Annotated in this window: 17 protein-coding genes and 2 tRNA genes; 5 read left to right on the top strand and 14 right to left on the bottom strand. The window is 74.2% G+C overall.

Annotation, left to right across the window (positions count from 1 at the left end; genetic code table 11):
* Positions 1 to 4 precede the first annotated feature (4 nt).
* Positions 5 to 1,675, bottom strand: coding sequence for an AMP-binding protein (locus C892_RS0121955; protein ID WP_017558939.1), 1,671 nt, complete (start codon positions 1,673 to 1,675; stop codon positions 5 to 7).
* A gap of 36 nt (positions 1,676 to 1,711) precedes the next feature.
* Positions 1,712 to 2,965: an acyl-CoA dehydrogenase family protein gene (locus tag C892_RS0121950; RefSeq protein WP_017558938.1), complete on the bottom strand. Its 1,254-nt coding sequence runs from the start codon at positions 2,963 to 2,965 to the stop codon at positions 1,712 to 1,714.
* A gap of 102 nt (positions 2,966 to 3,067) precedes the next feature.
* Between C892_RS0121950 and C892_RS29395 the strand changes: the two genes are divergently transcribed.
* Positions 3,068 to 4,195 (top strand): PaaX family transcriptional regulator, encoded by a 1,128-nt coding sequence (locus C892_RS29395; RefSeq protein ID WP_017558937.1) that lies wholly within the window; start codon positions 3,068 to 3,070, stop codon positions 4,193 to 4,195.
* Here C892_RS29395 and C892_RS0121940 read toward each other — a convergent pair.
* The 3 genes from C892_RS0121940 to C892_RS0121930 are packed head-to-tail and all read right to left on the bottom strand — an operon-like array spanning position 4,084 to position 6,147.
* Complete coding sequence (locus tag C892_RS0121940) at positions 4,084 to 4,566, bottom strand: RidA family protein (RefSeq protein WP_017558936.1); 483 nt, start codon at positions 4,564 to 4,566, stop codon at positions 4,084 to 4,086. The two genes, C892_RS29395 and C892_RS0121940, sit on opposite strands and share 112 nt — an antisense overlap.
* 4 nt (positions 4,567 to 4,570) lie before the next feature.
* Complete coding sequence (locus C892_RS0121935; protein WP_017541669.1) at positions 4,571 to 5,398, bottom strand: enoyl-CoA hydratase family protein; 828 nt, start codon at positions 5,396 to 5,398, stop codon at positions 4,571 to 4,573.
* Positions 5,395 to 6,147 (bottom strand): SDR family NAD(P)-dependent oxidoreductase, encoded by a 753-nt coding sequence (locus tag C892_RS0121930; protein ID WP_017558935.1) that lies wholly within the window; start codon positions 6,145 to 6,147, stop codon positions 5,395 to 5,397. The genes C892_RS0121935 and C892_RS0121930 overlap by 4 nt, the downstream gene beginning before the upstream one ends.
* 853 nt (positions 6,148 to 7,000) lie before the next feature.
* Here C892_RS0121930 and C892_RS31905 point away from each other — a divergent pair.
* Complete coding sequence (locus tag C892_RS31905) at positions 7,001 to 7,159, top strand: hypothetical protein (protein WP_017558934.1); 159 nt, start codon at positions 7,001 to 7,003, stop codon at positions 7,157 to 7,159.
* 256 nt (positions 7,160 to 7,415) lie between these two features.
* Here C892_RS31905 and C892_RS0121920 read toward each other — a convergent pair whose 3' ends face one another.
* Positions 7,416 to 8,249 carry an aldo/keto reductase gene (locus tag C892_RS0121920; RefSeq protein WP_017541666.1) on the bottom strand — a complete coding sequence of 278 codons (834 nt, stop codon included), beginning with the start codon at positions 8,247 to 8,249 and terminating at the stop codon, positions 7,416 to 7,418.
* 312 nt (positions 8,250 to 8,561) lie between these two features.
* Entirely contained in the window at positions 8,562 to 8,837 is a 276-nt protein-coding gene (locus C892_RS0121915) for a hypothetical protein (protein ID WP_239647481.1), read from the bottom strand.
* Between the two features lie 236 nt (positions 8,838 to 9,073).
* Between C892_RS0121915 and C892_RS0121910 the strand changes: the two genes are divergently transcribed.
* Positions 9,074 to 9,147 (top strand) — tRNA-Pro (locus C892_RS0121910).
* 143 nt (positions 9,148 to 9,290) lie between these two features.
* On the opposite strand, the gene C892_RS0121905 is transcribed toward C892_RS0121910, so the two are convergent.
* Positions 9,291 to 10,295: a CobW family GTP-binding protein gene (locus tag C892_RS0121905; protein WP_017558933.1), complete on the bottom strand. Its 1,005-nt coding sequence runs from the start codon at positions 10,293 to 10,295 to the stop codon at positions 9,291 to 9,293.
* Positions 10,296 to 10,537: 242 nt separating this feature from the next.
* Here C892_RS0121905 and C892_RS0121900 point away from each other — a divergent pair, with 242 nt between their 5' ends.
* Entirely contained in the window at positions 10,538 to 11,311 is a 774-nt protein-coding gene (locus C892_RS0121900) for a helical backbone metal receptor (RefSeq protein WP_017558932.1), read from the top strand.
* Positions 11,312 to 11,339: 28 nt separating this feature from the next.
* Here C892_RS0121900 and C892_RS0121895 read toward each other — a convergent pair whose 3' ends face one another.
* Both C892_RS0121895 and C892_RS0121890 read right to left on the bottom strand, forming a co-directional pair.
* Positions 11,340 to 11,726, bottom strand: coding sequence for a barstar family protein (locus C892_RS0121895; protein WP_017558931.1), 387 nt, complete (start codon positions 11,724 to 11,726; stop codon positions 11,340 to 11,342).
* 79 nt (positions 11,727 to 11,805) lie between these two features.
* Positions 11,806 to 12,186, bottom strand: a complete 381-nt coding sequence (locus C892_RS0121890) for a guanyl-specific ribonuclease (RefSeq protein ID WP_239647480.1) — start codon at positions 12,184 to 12,186, stop codon at positions 11,806 to 11,808.
* A gap of 458 nt (positions 12,187 to 12,644) precedes the next feature.
* Between C892_RS0121890 and C892_RS0121880 the strand changes: the two genes are divergently transcribed.
* Positions 12,645 to 12,917, top strand: a complete 273-nt coding sequence (locus tag C892_RS0121880) for an antibiotic biosynthesis monooxygenase (protein ID WP_017558929.1) — start codon at positions 12,645 to 12,647, stop codon at positions 12,915 to 12,917.
* A gap of 251 nt (positions 12,918 to 13,168) precedes the next feature.
* Here C892_RS0121880 and C892_RS0121875 read toward each other — a convergent pair.
* From C892_RS0121875 to C892_RS0121860, 4 genes are all read right to left on the bottom strand, one after another.
* Positions 13,169 to 13,242 (bottom strand) — tRNA-Pro (locus C892_RS0121875).
* Positions 13,243 to 13,319: 77 nt separating this feature from the next.
* Positions 13,320 to 14,348, bottom strand: coding sequence for a glutathione S-transferase family protein (locus C892_RS0121870; protein WP_017558928.1), 1,029 nt, complete (start codon positions 14,346 to 14,348; stop codon positions 13,320 to 13,322).
* 217 nt (positions 14,349 to 14,565) lie between these two features.
* Positions 14,566 to 15,297, bottom strand: a complete 732-nt coding sequence (locus C892_RS0121865; protein WP_017558927.1) for a GntR family transcriptional regulator — start codon at positions 15,295 to 15,297, stop codon at positions 14,566 to 14,568.
* A 654-nt stretch (positions 15,298 to 15,951) separates the two neighbouring features.
* Entirely contained in the window at positions 15,952 to 16,998 is a 1,047-nt protein-coding gene (locus C892_RS0121860; RefSeq protein ID WP_017558926.1) for a LacI family DNA-binding transcriptional regulator, read from the bottom strand.
* Between the last annotated feature and the right edge of the window lie 162 nt (positions 16,999 to 17,160).

Raw genomic sequence — 17,160 nt, 5'->3', positions numbered from 1 at the left:
CCCCTCACCCGTTCTCGCGGAGCTTGAAGCGCTGGAGCTTGCCGGTCTCGGTGCGCGGGAGCGCCGCGGTGAACTCGACCAGGCGCGGCGTCTTGTAGGGAGCGATGCGCTCTTTGACGAAGGCCTTGAGGGCCTCGGCGGTGGCGGGGTCCGACGGGGTGCCCTCGGCGGGCACCACCACCGCCTTGACGACCTGGCCCCGGTCGGGGTCGGGCACCCCCACCACCGCCGCCTCGCGCACCAGCGGCGAGCGCATCAGGACCTCTTCGACCTCGATCGCGGCGATGTTGTACCCGGCCGAGACGATGATGTCGTCCGAGCGCGAGCGGTACCAGAAGTAGCCCTCGGCGTCGCGGACGTAGGTGTCGCCGGTGATGTTCCAGCCGTCCCGCACGTAGCGGCGCTGGCGGTCGTCGGCCAGGTAGCGGCAGCCCACCGGGCCGCGCACGGCCAGCCGTCCGGGGACCCCGTCGGGTGCGGGCCGCCCGTCCTCGCCGAGCACCTCGGCGGTGAAGCCGGGGACCGGCCTGCCGGTGGAGCCGGGGCGGATGTCGTCGTCGGAGGCGGAGATGAAGATGTGCAGCATCTCGGTCGCGCCGATGCCGTCGATCAGCTTGAGGCCCGTCGCCTCGTGCCAGGCGTGCCAGACCGCCTCGGGGAGGTGCTCGCCGGCCGAGACGCAGCGCCGCAGCGAGGACAGGTCGGGCGGTTCGGCGCCGGAGGCCTCGGAGAGCAGGGCCCGGTAGGCGGTCGGCGCGGTGAACAGGACGCTGACGCGCTCCTCGTGCACCGCGCGCGCGAGCCGTTCGGGGCCGGCCTTCTCCAGGAGCAGCGTCTCGGCGCCCGCCCGCATCGGGAAGATGAGCAGGCCGCCCAGTCCGAAGGTGAACGCGAACGGCGGGCTCCCGGCGAACAGGTCGTCCGGGCGCGGCTTGAGCACGTGGGCCGAGAAGGTGTCGGCGATGGCGGTGACGTCGCGGTGGAAGTGGACGCACCCCTTGGGGCGCCCGGTCGTCCCGGACGTGTAGGCGATGAGGGCGACGTCGTCGGCCGCGGTCGGCACGGCCTCGAACGGGGGCTCCCCCTCCTCGGCCGCGCGCTCTGCGAGCACCGCCGGATCCTGCGGCCCGCCGTCGCCGTAGAGCGTGATGCCGGTGCGTTCCTCCAGGTGCGGGGCGGCACGGTCGGCCGCCTCTTCCAGTTCGTCGGCGAACCGGGCGTCGCACAGCGCGTGGGAGACCCGTGCCGAGCGGAGGATGGCCTCCAGCTCTTCGGTGCGCAGCACCGGCAGGACGGTGACCACGACGCCGCCCGCCTTGAGGACCGCGAGCCAGCAGGCCGCCAGCCACGGCGAGTTGGGGCCGCGCAGGAGCACGCGGTTGCCCGGTCGCACCCCCAGGGGGCCGCTGAGCAGACGGGCGATGCGGTCCACGCGCGCGCGGAGCCCGCCGAAGGTCCAGGCGTGGCGCACGCCGTCGTGCTCCCCCCGTACGCACGGACGGTCGGCTCCGTAGCGCCCGACACCGCCGTCCAGCAGCTCCCCGGCGCAGTTGAGGGTGCCGGTGCGGTGCAGCTCGGGAAGGGTGAAGCGGAGTTCGGGCCATTCCTCGGCCGGGGGAAGGCGGTCGCGGGCGAAGGTGTCGGTGTAGGCGGACGGGGAAAGGGTCGGCTCCATTGCGTGCTTCCTCCTCCGGTTCCGGCCCGGCGGTGGTCAGGCGCCGTCGGTGCGGCGCGCCTCGGAGGGGTCCCCGCGGCGGAACATCTCGCGCGCGATGATCCCGCGCTGCACCTCGGAGGCGCCCTCGTAGATGCGCGGCGCGCGGACCTCGCGGTACAGGTGCTCCAGCAGGTGCCCGCGGCGAAGGGCGCGGGCGCCGTGGATCTGGACGGCCGCGTCGACGACGAACTGCGCCGTCTCGGTGGCGTAGAGCTTGGCCATGGCCGAGCGCTCGGTGGCGCCCGGCCCCGGGGGCAGGGGCCCGGCGGCACCGGGGGCGCCGGGTGCACCGGCACCGGCACCGGCACCGGCGGAGTCCAGGGCGTCGGCGGCCCAGTAGACGAGCAGGCGCGCCGCCTCGGTGCGGGTGGCCATCTCGGCCAGCGTGTGGGCGACCGTCTGCTGGTCGCGCAGGGGCCCGCCGAAGGCCCGCCGGTGGGCGCTGTGGGTGCGGGCCGCCTCCAGCGCCGCCTGTGCCATGCCCACCGCGAACGCGCCCACGCTGGGTCGGAACAGGTCGAGCGTGCGCATGGCCACGCGGAACCCGTGGCCCTCCTGCCCCAGCAGGTCGGCGGGGCCGACGGGGACGCCGTCGAAGCACAGCCGTCCCAGGGCGTGCTCGCCGAGCATCTCGAGGGGCTCGCCGGACAGGCCGGGGCGGTCGGCGGGGACGAGGAACGCCGTGACGCCGTGGGCCCCCGCCCCGGGGCCGGTGCGGGCGAACACGGTGAGGACGTCGGCGTGCGGGGCGTTGGAGATCCAGGTCTTCTCCCCGTGCAGGGTCCAGCCCCCGCCCGCCCGGTCGGCGCGCGCCTCCAGGCGGAGGGCGGCCGCGTCCGACCCCGCCTCGGGCTCGCTGAGCGCGAAGGCCGCCGTGGCCTCGCCGGAGGCGACCGCCGGGATCCAGCGCTCGGCCTGCGCGGGGGTACCCGACTGCAGGACCGGGTAGGCGCCCAGGCCCTGCAGGGCCAGGGCGGTCTCGGCGGCGGTGCTGACCCCGGCGACCGCCTCGCGGAGCAGGCAGATCTCGATCGCGGGGGCGGGGCCGCCAGGGAAGAGGCGTCCCAGCAGCCCGGAGCGGGCCAGGCGGCGCAGCAGGTCGCGCCCTTCCGGGCCGGGCGGTGCGGCGGACGCGCCCTCGGCGGCCTCGGCGGCCTCCTCGGGTCCGTCGCGGCCGAACTCGCGCACGGCCGCCGTGCGCGCCCATTCGGCGAAGCCGCGGTGGTGCGGGCCGAGCGAGAACGCCATGTGCCCTCCCCGAGTGACCGGTGGACCACTCTCGAATATACAGAGTTCGTGACGCCCGTCAATGGGGCGACATGAAGCGGGGTCCGCCGGTATCGTGCCGGTGTGACGACCCCATCGAACGCGGCAGACGGCGCGACCGGGACGGGCGGTGCCGACGGCACCGGCGGCGAGCGGCGCAACCGCCGCCCCCGGTCGCTGATCGTGTCCTTCTTCGGCGCCCACGGCCGCCGCATCGGCGGCTGGGTCTCGGTCTCGGGCCTCATCGGCCTGATGGGCGGGCTCGACGTCGACCCGCCCGCGGTGCGCTCGGCGGTCTCCCGCCTGAAGCGGCGCGGGCTGCTGGAGGCGGAGCGGCGCGGGGGCACCGCCGGGTACCGGCTTTCAGAGGAGGGCGTGCGCATCCTGGCCGACGGCGACCGCAGGATCTTCGACCGGCGCCCGGCCGACCTGGCCGACGGGTGGGTCCTGGTGGTCTTCTCCATCCCCGAGGCCGAGCGCGGCAAGCGCCACCTGCTGCGCGCGCGCTTGGCCTGGCTGGGATTCGGCACCACGGCGGCAGGTGTGTGGATCGCCCCGGCGCACCTGGCAGGCGAGGCGCGCCGCGCCCTCAACGAGCTGGAGGTCAGTCAGTACGCCCAGCTCTTCAGCGGGCACCGCCTCGGCTTCGGGGAGCTGTCCGACGCCGTCGCCGACTGGTGGGACCTGGACGCGCTGCAGGAGATGTACCAGGGCTTCCTGGACGAGTACGAACCGGTCCTGGCGCGCTGGAGGGCCGTCCTGCACGGCCCGGTGGCGCACGGGGAGAGAGGGCGCGGTGAGGGTGCGGAGGGCGCCGACCCGGCGCCGGCGTTCGCCGACCACCTCCGGGCGGTGGACGCCTGGCGGCGCATGCCCTTCCTCGATCCGGGGCTGCCGCCCGAGGTCCTTCCCGCCGAGTGGGCGGGCGTGCGCGCGGCGCGACTGTTCGGCGACCTGCACGCCCTGCTCCGGGAACCGGCGCTGCGCCACGTCGAGTCGGTCGCAGGGCCGTTCCCCGGCCTTACCGGCCCGGGACCGGACGAGCACAGGGGAGAGGAGGCGCGCGACGGGTACGGCCCTGGACCGTCCCCTTCCGCGCCCTACGACGGGGCGGCGTCGCCGTCCTCGGGGACGACCGCCGTGCCGACCAGCTCCACCCGCGCCGCCGGGTCGAACAGCTCGGCGACGCCGAACAGCCCCATCGCCGGATAGTGGCGGCCCAGGCGGCCGCGGTACACGCGGCCGATCCGGTCCAGGTCGGCCCGGTAGGCCGAGACGTCGGTGGTGTAGACGGCCAGGGACACCAGGTCGCCCGGGGAGCCGCCCGCCGCCCGGAGCGCGGTGAGCAGGTTGGCCAGCGCCTGGTCGAACTGGCCGGGCAGGTCCGTGGTCCCGATGGTCCCGTCGGGAAGCTGGGCGGTCTGCCCGGCCAGGTGGACCGTGCGCCCGGGGGCCGCCGCCACGGCGTGCGCGAACCCCACCGCGGGCGCCAGCTCCGGAGGGTCGACCAGCCGGTGGCGGGTGCGCACCACCGCCTCTCCGCCGCTCCCCCGGTCCGCGTGCTCGTCCGCGTTCTCGGCCATCGCGCTACCTCCCCTTCCACTGGGGGTCCCGCCGGCCGGTGAAGGCGGCGTGGAACTCCCGGTAGTCCTCGCTCTTCATCAGCAGGGCCTGGGTGACCGCCTCCAGCTCCACCGAGCCGGACAGGCCCATGTCCAGCTCGCGGGAGAGCAGCGCCTTGGTCTGGGCGTAGGCGAACGCGGGGCCGTCGGCCAGACGGCGCGCCAGGCGCTCCGCGGCCTGGGCCGCCTCCCCCTCGGCGACCGCCTGGCTGACCAGTCCGCACCGGTCGGCCTCGGCGGCGTCGACCGTGTCGCCCAGCATCAGCAGCCGGGTGGCGTGCCCCAGCCCGGCGATCCGCGGAAGCAGGTAGGCGGCGCCCATGTCGCCCCCGGCAAGACCGACCTTGGTGAACAGGAAGGCGAACCGGGCGGTGGCCTCCACCACCCGGAAGTCGGCGGCCAGGGCGAGCACGGAGCCGGCGCCCGCGGCGACGCCGTGCACGGCGGCCACGACCGGGACCGGGCACTCGCGCATCGCCCGCACGGTCTCGCCCGTCATGCGGGTGAAGGCCAGGAGCTCGTCGGGGGCCATCTCCAGGGTGGCGCCGATGATCTCGTCGACGTCGCCGCCCGAGCAGAACCCGCGGCCGCTCCCGCGCAGCACCAGCGCGCGCACGTCGTCCCTGTGGGGCAGCTCCAGCAGCAGGTCGCGCAGGTCGGCATAGGCCTCGAAGGTGAGGGCGTTCAGGCGGTCCGGGCGGTCGAAGGTGACCGTCGCGACGCCGGCGTCGAGGGCGAAGCCGAAGTGCTTCCAGGACGCTGTGAAGGGCGCCGAAGCGCGGAACGGGCTCACGACTGGACTCCTCCTCCGTCGAGAACGAGGGACTGGCCGTTGACGCAACCGGCGGCGTCGGACGAGAAGTAGGCCACGGCCGCGGCGACCTCCTCGGGTTCCACCAGGCGCCCCAAGGGGCTTGAGCGGGCGAGCGCCTCTTCGGCCGCGCGCGCGTCGCGGCCGGTCCTCTCGGCGATCCGGGCCGCGGAGCGCTCGGTCATGGGGGTGCGGACGAAGGAGGGGCAGACCGCGTTGCTCGTCACCCCGGTGCCGGCGACCTCCGCGGCGACGACCCGGGACAGCCCGAGGACGGCGTGCTTGGAGGCGGCGTAGGCGGCGGTGTAGGGGGCACCGGCCACGGCGGCGGTCGAGGCGATGAACACGACCCGGCCGCGGTCGCACTCGCGCATCCCGGGCAGCAGGGCGCGGGTGAGGAGGAAGGCGGTGGTGGCGTTGGAGGCGAAGTGGCCGCTCCAGGAGTCCAGGGACGTGCGGTGCAGCGGGGCGGACTCGGCGGCCCCGGCGTTGTTGACCAGCACGTCGACGGGGCCGGGCAGGGCGGCGACGGCGGCCGCCACCCGGTCCTCGTCCGCGGCGTCGCACACCAGGGTGCGCACCGGGAGTTCGTCGGCGAGCGCGCGCAGCCTCCGCTCGTCCCGCCCGAGGGCGACGACCTCGAGACCGGCGCGGACGAGTTCGGCGCACACGGCACGGCCGATGCCTCCGGCCCCGCCGGAGACCAGGGCGCGTCGGGGGGCAGCCTCCATGAAGGAAAAGTATCACTCGATCATGACTCCCGTCACGAACACGACACACCTCTTCGGCGACCGAGCGCCCCTTCGACACCGGACGCCGCGAACGCCCCCGCGGCAGCGCGGTCCGGCCGGACCGTCGACGGGGTCGTGCACCTCGGTCAGTGGTCGTCAGTGGTCGTCAGCGATCACCGCCCTCCTGACCGGGCACCGAGCGGCCGGTGGCGCAGGATCGCGGTGTCGAGCGCGCAGGTCCCTTCCTGCGGACGTACGGCCGCGGGCCCCCGGGGTGGCTCGGGCGGCACGGGCGGCGCAGCGCTCTGGCCCGCGCCCACCATCCGGACCACCGTCTCGATCCGCAGGGCGTCCTGGATCAGCGGCCGCACACCCGCTGGGCGTGTTCCCGACCTCCCCGACCGCCACATCTACCGAGCATCGTCGGAGGATCTGTGGCCTGAGGCGGGCCGCTCCCGCGGCGCCTCGGGGCAAGGAACCGGCGGCCCGAGCCGGTGGCCGCCCGGACGCGCCCCGTGGCGGCCGCCGGGTTTGCGCCCCTCGGGCGGACCGTCTGTCCCGCAGGCCCGGGCGGTTCGACGCAGGAGGGGCGGTCGGTGCATCGAGAGTGGTGGTTTCACCACCCAATGTGCAATTGGGTGGTGAAACCACCACTCTCGATGGGGCCAGGGTCTCGATTCGGCCGTCCATCCTGCAGCCATCCGGCCTCCCGAGCGAACGCGGACCGGACGGCCGGTGAGCGCGGACAGCCGTGCAGGCGCATTCGGCCGCCTCGTCCGAGCCGGCACGGAGGGGCGGGTCCATGCGCCCCCTCCCGGGGCCGGGGGCCGGGCGGGACGCTTAGGATGGCCTCATGGGTGAAATCGGAATCGCCGGCCTGATCCTGCTGGCCGTCATCATGGCGATCCCCGTCAGCATCTTCGGGGGCTTCGCCGTCTACACCGCGCGCGTTGCGCGCAAGGGGCCCGAGGCCGTGCTGGTCGCGGCGCGCAAGCGGCGCGAGCTGGCCTGACCGTCAGCCGCTCGGCGGCGCGGTCACGCGCTCGGGATGGACGAAAAGCGCATACGAACGGCGGCGGGCGGTTCCCTCTGGTGGGGAACCGCCCGCCGCCGTGCCACGTATGCGCCCCCTCGGCCGAGCGGGTGCCGGCAGCAGCCGAAGCCCGCCGACCAGGACCGCCGACCAGGGCGCGGAACCCCGTCAACGATCCGGCCGAACCCGGCGCCCGGCCCCTGGGGCCGGGCCTCCCGGTTCCGGCAGGAAGCGGTCAGTCCGCCACGTCGAAGGTGTCCGGGTCGGGGCCGAACCGCTGGTCGGCGTTGAGCCCGGTGATCGCCTCCATGTCGCCGCTGGACAGCTCGAAGTCGAAGACGTCGAAGTTGGACCGGATCCGCTCCGGGGTGACCGACTTCGGGATCACCACGTTGCCCAGCTGCAGGTGCCACCGGATGATCACCTGGGCTGGCGACTTGCCGTAGGCCTCCGCGATCTTCACGATGGACGGCTCCTCCAGCAGGTTGCCCTGCCCCAGCGGGCTCCACGCCTCGGTGACGATGCCGTGCTCGGCGTCGAAGCGGCGCAGGTCCTCCTGGACGAGTCTGGGGTGCAGCTCGATCTGGTTGACCATGGGCGTGATGCCGCCCTCGTCCATCACCCGCTCCAGGTGCGGGGCGTTGAAGTTGGAGACGCCGATGGCGCGCACACGGCCGTCCGCATAGAGGCGCTCCAGCGCCTTCCACGTGCTGACGTAGGCGTCGCGCGCGGGAAGCGGCCAGTGGATCAGGTACAGGTCCAGCTGTTCCAGGCCGAGCCGCTGCAGCGAGGCGTCGAAGGCGCGCAGCGTCGCGTCGTACCCCTGGTCGCTGTTCCAGAGCTTGGACGTGATGAACAGGTCGTCGCGTGCGATGCCGGAGCGCCGGACGGCCTCGCCGACGCCCTCCTCATTGCCGTAGGCGGCGGCGGTGTCGACCGCGCGGTAGCCGGCCTGCAGGGCGGTGCCGACGGCGTCGGTCACCTCCGCGCCGCCCACCTGCCAGACCCCGAAGCCCAGCTGCGGCATGCGTACGCCGTTGTTGAGAGTGACCTCAGGCACCTCGAACATGTCTCTCCCCCGTAGCGGTCGTTCGCGTCCTCCGCGGCCAACCCCCGGCCGCGGAAGATCATTCCGGCGGGAGGCGCGCTGTGCCCAGCGCCACTCCCGTTTCCCCTATACCCGGTTCGTCGGACCGGGCCCAGCGCCCGAGCATGCGGCACGCCGCCGTCGACCGCAACCGGACGTGCGCGAACGCCCCGGAACGCCCGCGCTCCCCTCGCGACCGGTCGTCTCCGGGCCCGCCGCCGACGTTCCCTGACCGCTCCGGCCGGCACGGCGGCACCGCCCTGGCCCGCGCCCCCTGCGCGAGTCAGGGGCGGTTCACTCCTTGGACACGGCGCCGACGCGGTAGACGACGCCGATGACGACCTCGTGGCCGTGCGCCGCTTCGGGCACGGCTCCCGCGAAGTCCTCGGCGGGGCCGTGGCGGACCACGTACGGGGCGCCCGGCCAGCGCTCCTCGATCTCCTCGGCGACGGCGGTGCGGGCGGCCGCGTCGGCGGTCTCCCGCTGCCCCTGGGTCTCCAGCTCCGCGGACCGGTAGCTGCGCACCACGACGGCCACCGCCCTGGCCTGCCCGGGGACGAGCCCGGCCATGCGGCCGACCACATCGGCAACATCGGGCGGAAACCGCTGTTCTGCCTGTTCAGCCTGTCTTCGCTCCATGCTTCATGGTGCACCACCGATCGCCCGATGTCACCAGCACATACACGCAGAGCGACCAAAGTCCCCAGAAGGCCTGCGCGCCGGGAAACCTGTCACGACCACGGGCGCGAGTGCGATAGAGTCTTACGCGTCGACGGGGAACGGAACACCGCCCCTGCGACAGGACACGGGACGTAGCGCAGTTTGGCAGCGCACTTGACTGGGGGTCAAGGGGTCGTGGGTTCAAATCCCGCCGTCCCGACAGTGAACCGAAGGGGATCCGCGCTCGGCGGGTCCCCTTCGGCGTTCCACGGGTGATCCGGTTCCGGCGGCACGGCCTCCGGGCATCGGACCGCCGCCGGAACCGCACCGCAGGCGGTCCCGGCGGCCTGCGGCGGGCAGGGGTCACTCGCTCAGGCGGCGGTACCGGTCCAGGCGGCGCAGGCCGTCCCCTTCCGTGCCCTCCGGAGCAGGGCTCAGCGCCTCCTTCAACCGGCGCCGCACCTCGGCCGTGTCCAGGTGCATGCCGATGGCGACGAGGCCGTCCGTGCCGCCCCGCGCGGGGTGGGCGGCGACGTGGACCTGCCTGCCGACCACGTTGACCGCGAAGCGGCGCCTCCGGCCGCCCGTCGCCGCCGTGACCGCGCCCTTGAGGCGGTAGACGCCCTCGGGCGGATCCTCGACCAGGTCGACGACGGCGCCCGGGTCGACCGGCCCGTCCGCGGCGACGGTCACGGCGTCGGCGTGCACGTGCGGCGCGCCGTCCTCCCCGGCCTCGGCGAAGGGGAGCTCGGGCTGGGCGGCCTCCTCGGCCGCCGCGTCGAAGACCAGGGCCGGGTCGATGCGCCCGCGCTCGGCGGCGATGACGTGCGCCTGGGGGTTGCGCTCCTTCACCCGCCCGGTGATCCGCGCCAGGACCGCCTCCCGCTCGGCCTCGGCGATGCGGTCGATCTTGTTGACGACCACCAGGGTCGCCGACGCGTAGCGCTCGGGCGGCAGGACGCCGGTGTCCACGGTCGTGAAGTGCTCGGCGGCGTCGACCACGTCCACCACTCCCCCGGCCCGGACCCCGCCGACCTCGCTGAACCGGATGAGCCGGGCCAGGGCGGTCGGGTCCGCCGCCCCGCTCGCCTCGACGATCACCGCGTCCAGGCGCAGCCGCGGCCGGGCCAGCTTCTCCAGCGCGGCGTCCAGGCCCCCGGCGTCGGGCAGGCAGCACACGCAGCCCCCGCTGATCGCCTCGGCGTCGTCGACCTGCCCCGTCACCAGCCCCGCGTCGACGTTGATGGAGCCGAAGTCGTTGACGACGACGCCGATCCTCGCCCCGGGCGCGCGGAGCAGCCGGTTGAGGAGGGTGGTCTTGCCCGCGCCGAGGTGTCCGGTCAGCGCGATGATGGGGAGCTGCCGCATGCTGTCAGGCCTCTCGCGTCCGTGGGGTGGCTCGGTTGGGTGGCTCGGTGCCAGATTCTCCACCGTCTCCGGCCGGGAGGATCCCGTGACCGCTCCCCTCGCGGCGTGATCTGGGCCTCGCCGGTGCGCGGGGGCCGCCCCCGGGCGGACCGCCTTGTGCGGGGCCGCCGACTCGTGGACGATGCCCTCCGGTGGCCCGGCCGCGCCTGCCGGCCCACGGATCCGCGAGCCCCGGAGGGAATGTGACCGTTCGCGAAGCCCCCGACGACATGGGGGCGCCCGTTCCGCTGCGCCGGCCCCTCCGGCGGGTGGTCTGCCTCGTCCCCTCGCTGACCGAGGCCGTCGCGGCGACCGTCCCCGAGGTTCTGGTCGGGGCCACGCAATGGTGCGCGCACCCGCCGGACCTGCGCGTCGAGCGCGTGCGCGGCACCAAGAACCCCGACGTGCGCCGCATCAAGGAGATGGCGCCGGACCTGGTGATCGCCAACAAGGAGGAGAACCGGGAGCTGGACGTGCGGCGCCTGCGCGAGGCGGGCGTCCCCGTCTGGGTGACCGTCGTCGAGAGCGTCGATGAGGCGCTGTCCTCGCTGCGCCGCCTCTTCGAGACGGCCCTGGGCGTCCCGGCCCCCGGATGGCTGGAGGCCGCCGCGGACGCCTTCGGCGGCGCTCCCCCCGCGCCGCGGACGCGCGCGGTGGTCTGCATCTGGCGCGACCCCTGGATGGCGGTCGGCCGGGACAACTTCGCGTCGGACGTGCTGCGGCACCTGGGGGTGTCCAACGCCTTCGGCGACCACGCCGACCGCTATCCGCGCCTGACGCTCGACGGGATCCGGAGCGCGGAGGCCGACCTGGTCGTGCTGCCGGACGAGCCCTACCCGTTCGCGGCCGGCGACGGCCCCGAGGAGTTCGGCCCGCGGGCCCGGCTGGTGACCGGCCGCCTGCTCACCTGGTACGGCCCGTCCCTCGCCGACGCACCGCACCGCCTCCGGGAGGAGTTGGGGCTCACGGGCCGCTGACCGGGTGGGCCGGTGGGGCCGCTCAACGCTAGTCCAGCAGGAGCCTGCCCGGGGCCCGCTCCTCGATGATCTCGACGATCCGGTCGAAGACGGTCGGCCCCTCGCCTGCGGCCGCCCGGTCGCGTTCGGCCTCGATGGCGGCCCGGTTGGAGGGGTGGGCCCTGACCAGGCGCTCGTCGAGGCTGCGGACGGTCTCGTCGTAGCCCAGGGCGCGGCGGGACGCCTCGTGGTCGCGCCATTCGATGATGAAGTCCCCGTCGTCAGGGGTGCCGTACCCCCCGCTCAGGCAGTCGGCGAACGCGTCCAGGTTGGCGCCGAAGTAGCCGCCCGGGCCGTTCACGGCTTCGCCGATCACCTGCCAGAAGCGGTCGAGGCAGGTCACCTCGCGGCCCTCGATCACGTAGGTCGCCGTCATGAGCGGAGGGTACCCGTCCTTTCCTTCCTCGGAACGGGGTTCCTGGGACAGGGGCGGCCGGAGGCGCCGCCCCGGGGGGTCAGCAGCCGTAGTCGACCAGGCGGAACGAGGCGTAGTGGTCGGCGGTGTAGTAGTCCTCCTGGTACGACTCGCCGGTGACGATGCGGCGGGCGCCGCGGTCGCGCGAGCCCGGCGTCTCCACGGTGTACTCGTGGTAGTAGCCGGTCTCCTGGTCCGGGAGGAGGCCTTCCCGGTTGTAGAAGGTCCCTCCGTCCTGCGGGTACGGGTAGGGGCCGCCGGCCTCGATCAGGTCCAGGGTGTCGTGGGCCTCCGGGGGCAGGGCCGTGGAGCAGACGTGTCCGACGCCGGCCAGGGCAGGGGCGGTGGCACCGCCGAAGAGGAGCGCCGCGCCGAGGACGGCGGCGCCGCAGATACGCGAAATCAGCGGGAAAGTTCGCATGCCCACCATTGGGCGGTCTCCCTGCGGACGAGGTCAACGGCCGTCCGAGGAAGTTCCCCGCCGCGTCGGCGAAGGGTCACCCGGACGACGGCTCGCCTCCACGTACTCCGCACGCTGTCCGGAGGCGCGGAGGGTCTGTTCTGGGACGGCGGGGTTCGCCCCCCGCCGCCGTGCCGATGCCTCCTGGCGCCACCGGGGCGGCCGCTCCGCATCTCCGGCCACGTGCCCCAGGCCGACTCTCCGTGTCGAAGGGCGCCCATGGGCCGCGCTCTGACGACGCCGTCCGTCGCAGGACCCGGAAACGAACGACGGGAACGACGAGAGCGAGGACACCGCGGGAACCGTCCACAAGAACCGCCTCCGGACGGCCGCCGACGGCGATTGGCTTCGACCGGAATCCAGGTTCTACGATGCCGACCTACCGGCGGGACGCCGCCCGCCGACCCGAGGAGCAGGCAATGATCGTCACCATCGCCAGGGTCGCCGACCCCGACCGGTTCCTGGAGGTCTTCGCGACCGTCGGCGCACAGAAGCGGCGGGAGCACGGCTGCCGGTCCGCCCGGGCCTATCTCGATCCCGAGGACGCCCACCGGGTGTGGTCCGTCTTCGACTGGGACGCAGAGGACTACGAGGGGTTCCTCGCCGACCCCGAGGTCCCCGCCATCGCCCGGGAACTCGGCATCCAGGCGCCGCCCGTCCACGTCACCCCCGCGGCCGAACCCGACGCCTGACCGCCGCGCGGTGAGCTGCGGCTTCGGCCGTCGGGAGCCGCCGTCGGCTCCGAGGGCCCGCGTCGGAAAGGCTTCGCTGCCGACCGACGACGCGATCAGAACGCCCGCTCCACCGGCGCCGGTCGCCGGTACACGGGCGGACCGCCGGTCCGGTGGAGAGCTCCTGAAGGGGCCGGGAGCACAAGGGCCTTCGACCGCCCCGAACGCGGAAAAGGGGACCCGATGACCTCGGATCCCCCTTCGGACCTGTGTCGGGACGGCGGGATTTGAACCCACGACCCCTTGACCCCCAGTCAAGTGCGCTACCAAACTGCGCCACGTCCCGGTGCCCCTCGGGTGCTGCCCTCGAGGCGTTGGGAAGCTTATCGCACTTTGCGGCCCGGCGGCACATCCGGCGCCGCGTCAGCAGCGTCGGCCGAGGGGCGGGACCTGCTCCCCCTCCGGGACCGGGCCGGGCGGGGTGCCGTCGCCGAACGGGGTGCCGCCGAGCTCCTCGCGGTGGTGCGGGGTCAGCCATCCCCGCGGGTCCGGGCCGGCCGCGACGACCCCGGTCGGGTTGATGCCCGTCATCACCCGGTAGTAGTGCGCCCTGATGTGGTCGAGGTTCGCGGTGTCACCGAAACCGGGCGTCTGGAAGAGGTCGCGCGCGTACCCCCACAGCGCCCGGTACTCGCTGATCTTGCGCACGTTGCACTTGAACAGGCCGTGGTAGACCGCGTCGAACCGGAGCAGGGTCGACCACAGGCGCACGTCGGCCAGGGTGATGTGGTCCCCCACGAGGTAGCGCCGCGCGCTCAGCCGCTCCTCCATCTCGTCCAGGCGCTCGAACAGGCGGGCCACCGCGGCGTCGTAGCGGGCCTGGTCGGGGGCGAACCCGGCACGGTAGACGCCGTTGTTGACGTCGCGGTAGACCCGCTCGCCGATGTCCTCGATCTCCTCCCGCAGCCCTTCCGGGTACAGGTCCGGTGCCCCCGCCCTGGCCAGGCCGCCCCATTCGGTCGCCATGTCGGTCGACAGCCGGTCGTAGTCGTTGGAGACGACCCGCCCGGTCTCCACGTCGACCAGGGCGGGCACGCTGACCCCGCCGTCGTAGCCGGGGTCGCCGGCCCGGTAGGCCTCGCGCAGGGCGTGGATGCCCAGCACCGGGTCCCTGCCGCCCGGGCTGCCGGTCTCCTCGGTGAAGACCCAGTGGGGGTCGCCGTCGATGACCTCCTGGACCGGGTCGGCCACCGCCAGCGACACCGCCTGCTCCAGCCCCATGAGCCTGCGGACCATCACCACCCGGTGCGCCCAGGGGCAGGCCCTGCTGACCACCAGGCGGTACCGCCCGGGCTCGGCGGCCCTCCCGAAGCGCCCGTCGGCGGTGACCCGCTCGGCGAAGGCCGCCGGCTCGCGCTCGATCTCCTCGATGGGAACCCTGTTCGCCCGCATACCGCCTCCTCGACGGCCGGTGTGCTCTCCTAGGGCGATCCTAGGCAGGACGGGCCGGATCGCGGGGGCGGCGCGGCGGGCGCCGCCGACAGGACGGGACAGGGAGGCGGGGCGGGACGGCGACAGGGCGGAACGGAGTCGTGGCACCGTGAGACGTCGAGGGGCCGATCCGGTCCGGCGTCGCGGGGCCCGGGACCGAGGGCGCCGCCCCCGGCCTTCAGCTCCGGGCCGTGGGGGAGGCCTCCGCGTTCTCCGTGCCCTCCATGCCTTCGGCCCCCTCGACGCTCTCGACTCCCCGGCCGGTCACCACGTCGAAGGCGAGCCGTCGGTGCTCGGCGAAGAGCTCCAGCGCGCGCTCGGCATCGCGCGCACGCAGCGCCGCGGCCAGCTCGCGGTGCTCCCCGGGAACGTGGGCCAGATAACCGTCGGTGTCCCGGCCGATCCGGGTCAGCAGGAACAGGTACACCTGGGAGCGGATCGCCTGCCAGGCCTCCTGGAGGCGCCTATGCCCGGACGCGGCGTAGACCGCGTCGTGGAAGGCGATGTCGCACCGCACCATGGCGTGCTCGTCCCCGGCCCGCGCCATCCCTTCGGCTGCCTGCTCGACCGCGGCCAGCTCCTCCTCCCCGGCCTCGGCCACGACCCTGCGCACCGCAAGGCCGTCGAGGGCGTCGCGCAGGCTGTCCAACTCGGCGACGTCCCGGGGTTCGAGCTCGGTGACGGTCACCCCGCGATGCCAGGCGCTGTGGACGAGCCCTTCGCGTTCGAGCCGGAGCAGGGCTTCGCGGACCGGCCCTCGGCTCACGTCCAGCGCGGTCGACAGCTCGACCTCGCGCAACTGGGCGCCCGGGGCATAGGCGCCGTTGAAGATCGCCTCACGAATGCGGTCGGCGACCTCACCGGCCAGTCCCCGCCGTCTAGCGGGGGCCACCTTGCCCTGTTCAGCCATGGACGATTGCCTCTCTCCCTCGTCGCGATGCTCACGTCCCGACAGCCGCGCCCCCGGGAACCTGCGTGCCGTGTCCTGTGCTCCCAGCAGGTCGGACCGCACACCCGTGCCCGGCACGCCCGAGACGCCCCACCTGTATCGAATGCGCAGAGCGCCCTAGGGAATCCCGTCGCGCCTCCATTGAAAGCCCAGGGGGCGTCCCATCGAAGCGGTTTTCAGAGGGTTTCGCAAAGCGCCGCCGCCCATGGGCGGGTCGGCTCAGGGAGGACTCCATCCCCCATGACCGAGGGCGCGCACCGGCACCAAGGCGCCTCGGGGGCAGGTGCGCAGGGCACCCTCGACCGGCGTCGCCGATCGGCCGATCAGTCGCGGCAACGGGGCGCTGCCCCCTTTTCGCCGTCGGTCTCTGCGTTACCGAGATCTCCATCGGTTCCGTGTGTGGCCGCCGTCCTGCGATCGGCCCGGGACCGGGGCGGCGACCCAGTTCTTCCCCGGCCGCACCCTCCGCGCCCTCCGCGACCGCGCCGGCGCACCCGGCCCTTGGAGGAGTACGAGGTCGGACGCACAGACACACGGGCGTCCCTTTCACCGAACCAGGGGCCGACCGGGCCAGGGGGCCGATCCGTCGCGGCTCCGAGGCGCCGTGCCGGGCCCTCAGCCGCGGTTGACTGCGGTCGAGCCGCGCACCACCAGTTCAGGGGTGAAGCGGAGCCGCTCGTGGCGGTGCCCGGGGTCGTTCAGCTCGCTCAGCAGCAGGCGCATCGCCGAGCAGCCGAGCTCGTACTTGGGCTGGGCCACCGTCGTCAGCCCCGGGTGCACGAGGGAGGCCGTCGCCACGTCGTCGTACCCGACGACCGACAGGTCCACCGGGGCGCTCAGGCCCCGCTCCCCCAGCCCCTTGAGGACCCCGAGTGCGAGCTGGTCGTTGGCGCAGAAGACCGCCGTCGGACGGCGCCCCGGCCCTCCGGCCAGGACCTCCTCCACGGCCTTCTCCCCGGACTCGGCGTTGAGCTGGGCCGTGTGCACCACCCGCACCGCGGACTCGGGGTCGATGCCCACCTCGGCCAGGCCCTCGCGCAGTCCCTGAAGGCGGGTGCGGCACTGCTCCAGGCCCTCGGGGCCGCTGAGGAAGGTCACCCGCTCGTGCCCGAGGCCGATCAGGTGCCGCGCGGCCGCGGCCCCGCCCGCGCGGTTGTCCACCGAGACGCTGCACGCCGTCTCAGGGCCCACGTCGCCGCGGTCCAGCAGGACCCCGCACACCCCTTGCTTGCGCAGCCACAGCAGGTCCTCGGTGTCGCCGTCGACCGGCATGACCACCGCCCCGGCGGCCCGCTGCTCGGCCAGCAGCCGTGCCGAGCGCCGCTGGCGGTCGCGGCGCTCGGCCGAGTTCAGCAGCACCACCGCCAGGCCGTCTTCGGCCGCGACGTCCTCGACCCCTTGGGCCACCTCGGTGAAGAAGGGGTTGGTGACGTCCAGGACGACCAGGCCGACCGAATCGCTGCGGCCCGAGCGGAGGTTGCGCCCGGAGGAGTTGCGGACGTAGTCGAGCTCCTCGATGGCGCGCTCCACCCGGATGCGGGTCGCCTCCGAGACGCGCTCGGGCCGGTTGAGCACGTTGGAGACGGTCCCGGCGGAGACGCCCGCGCGCGCCGCGACGTCGTTGATGCCGACAGGCCGGTCGGCGCGTTCGCTCGGTTCCACCGCTGCCCTTCCAGGACGACACCGTCACGACGCCACGGTCGAGGGTCATGAGTGTGCCGTTCGATCATTCCAGTGGATATTGAAACGTGTCAATCACGGGGACGCCGCATCACTCGGAGGGCCGCCACACAGAACGGGCGCGCCTCCTGAAAGTATCGACAT

The organism is Nocardiopsis baichengensis YIM 90130, from assembly GCF_000341205.1.
GTDB lineage: Bacteria > Actinomycetota > Actinomycetes > Streptosporangiales > Streptosporangiaceae > Nocardiopsis_A > Nocardiopsis_A halophila.
Note: the sequence above shows the minus strand (reverse complement) of the source record. Positions and strands in the feature narration are given on the sequence as shown.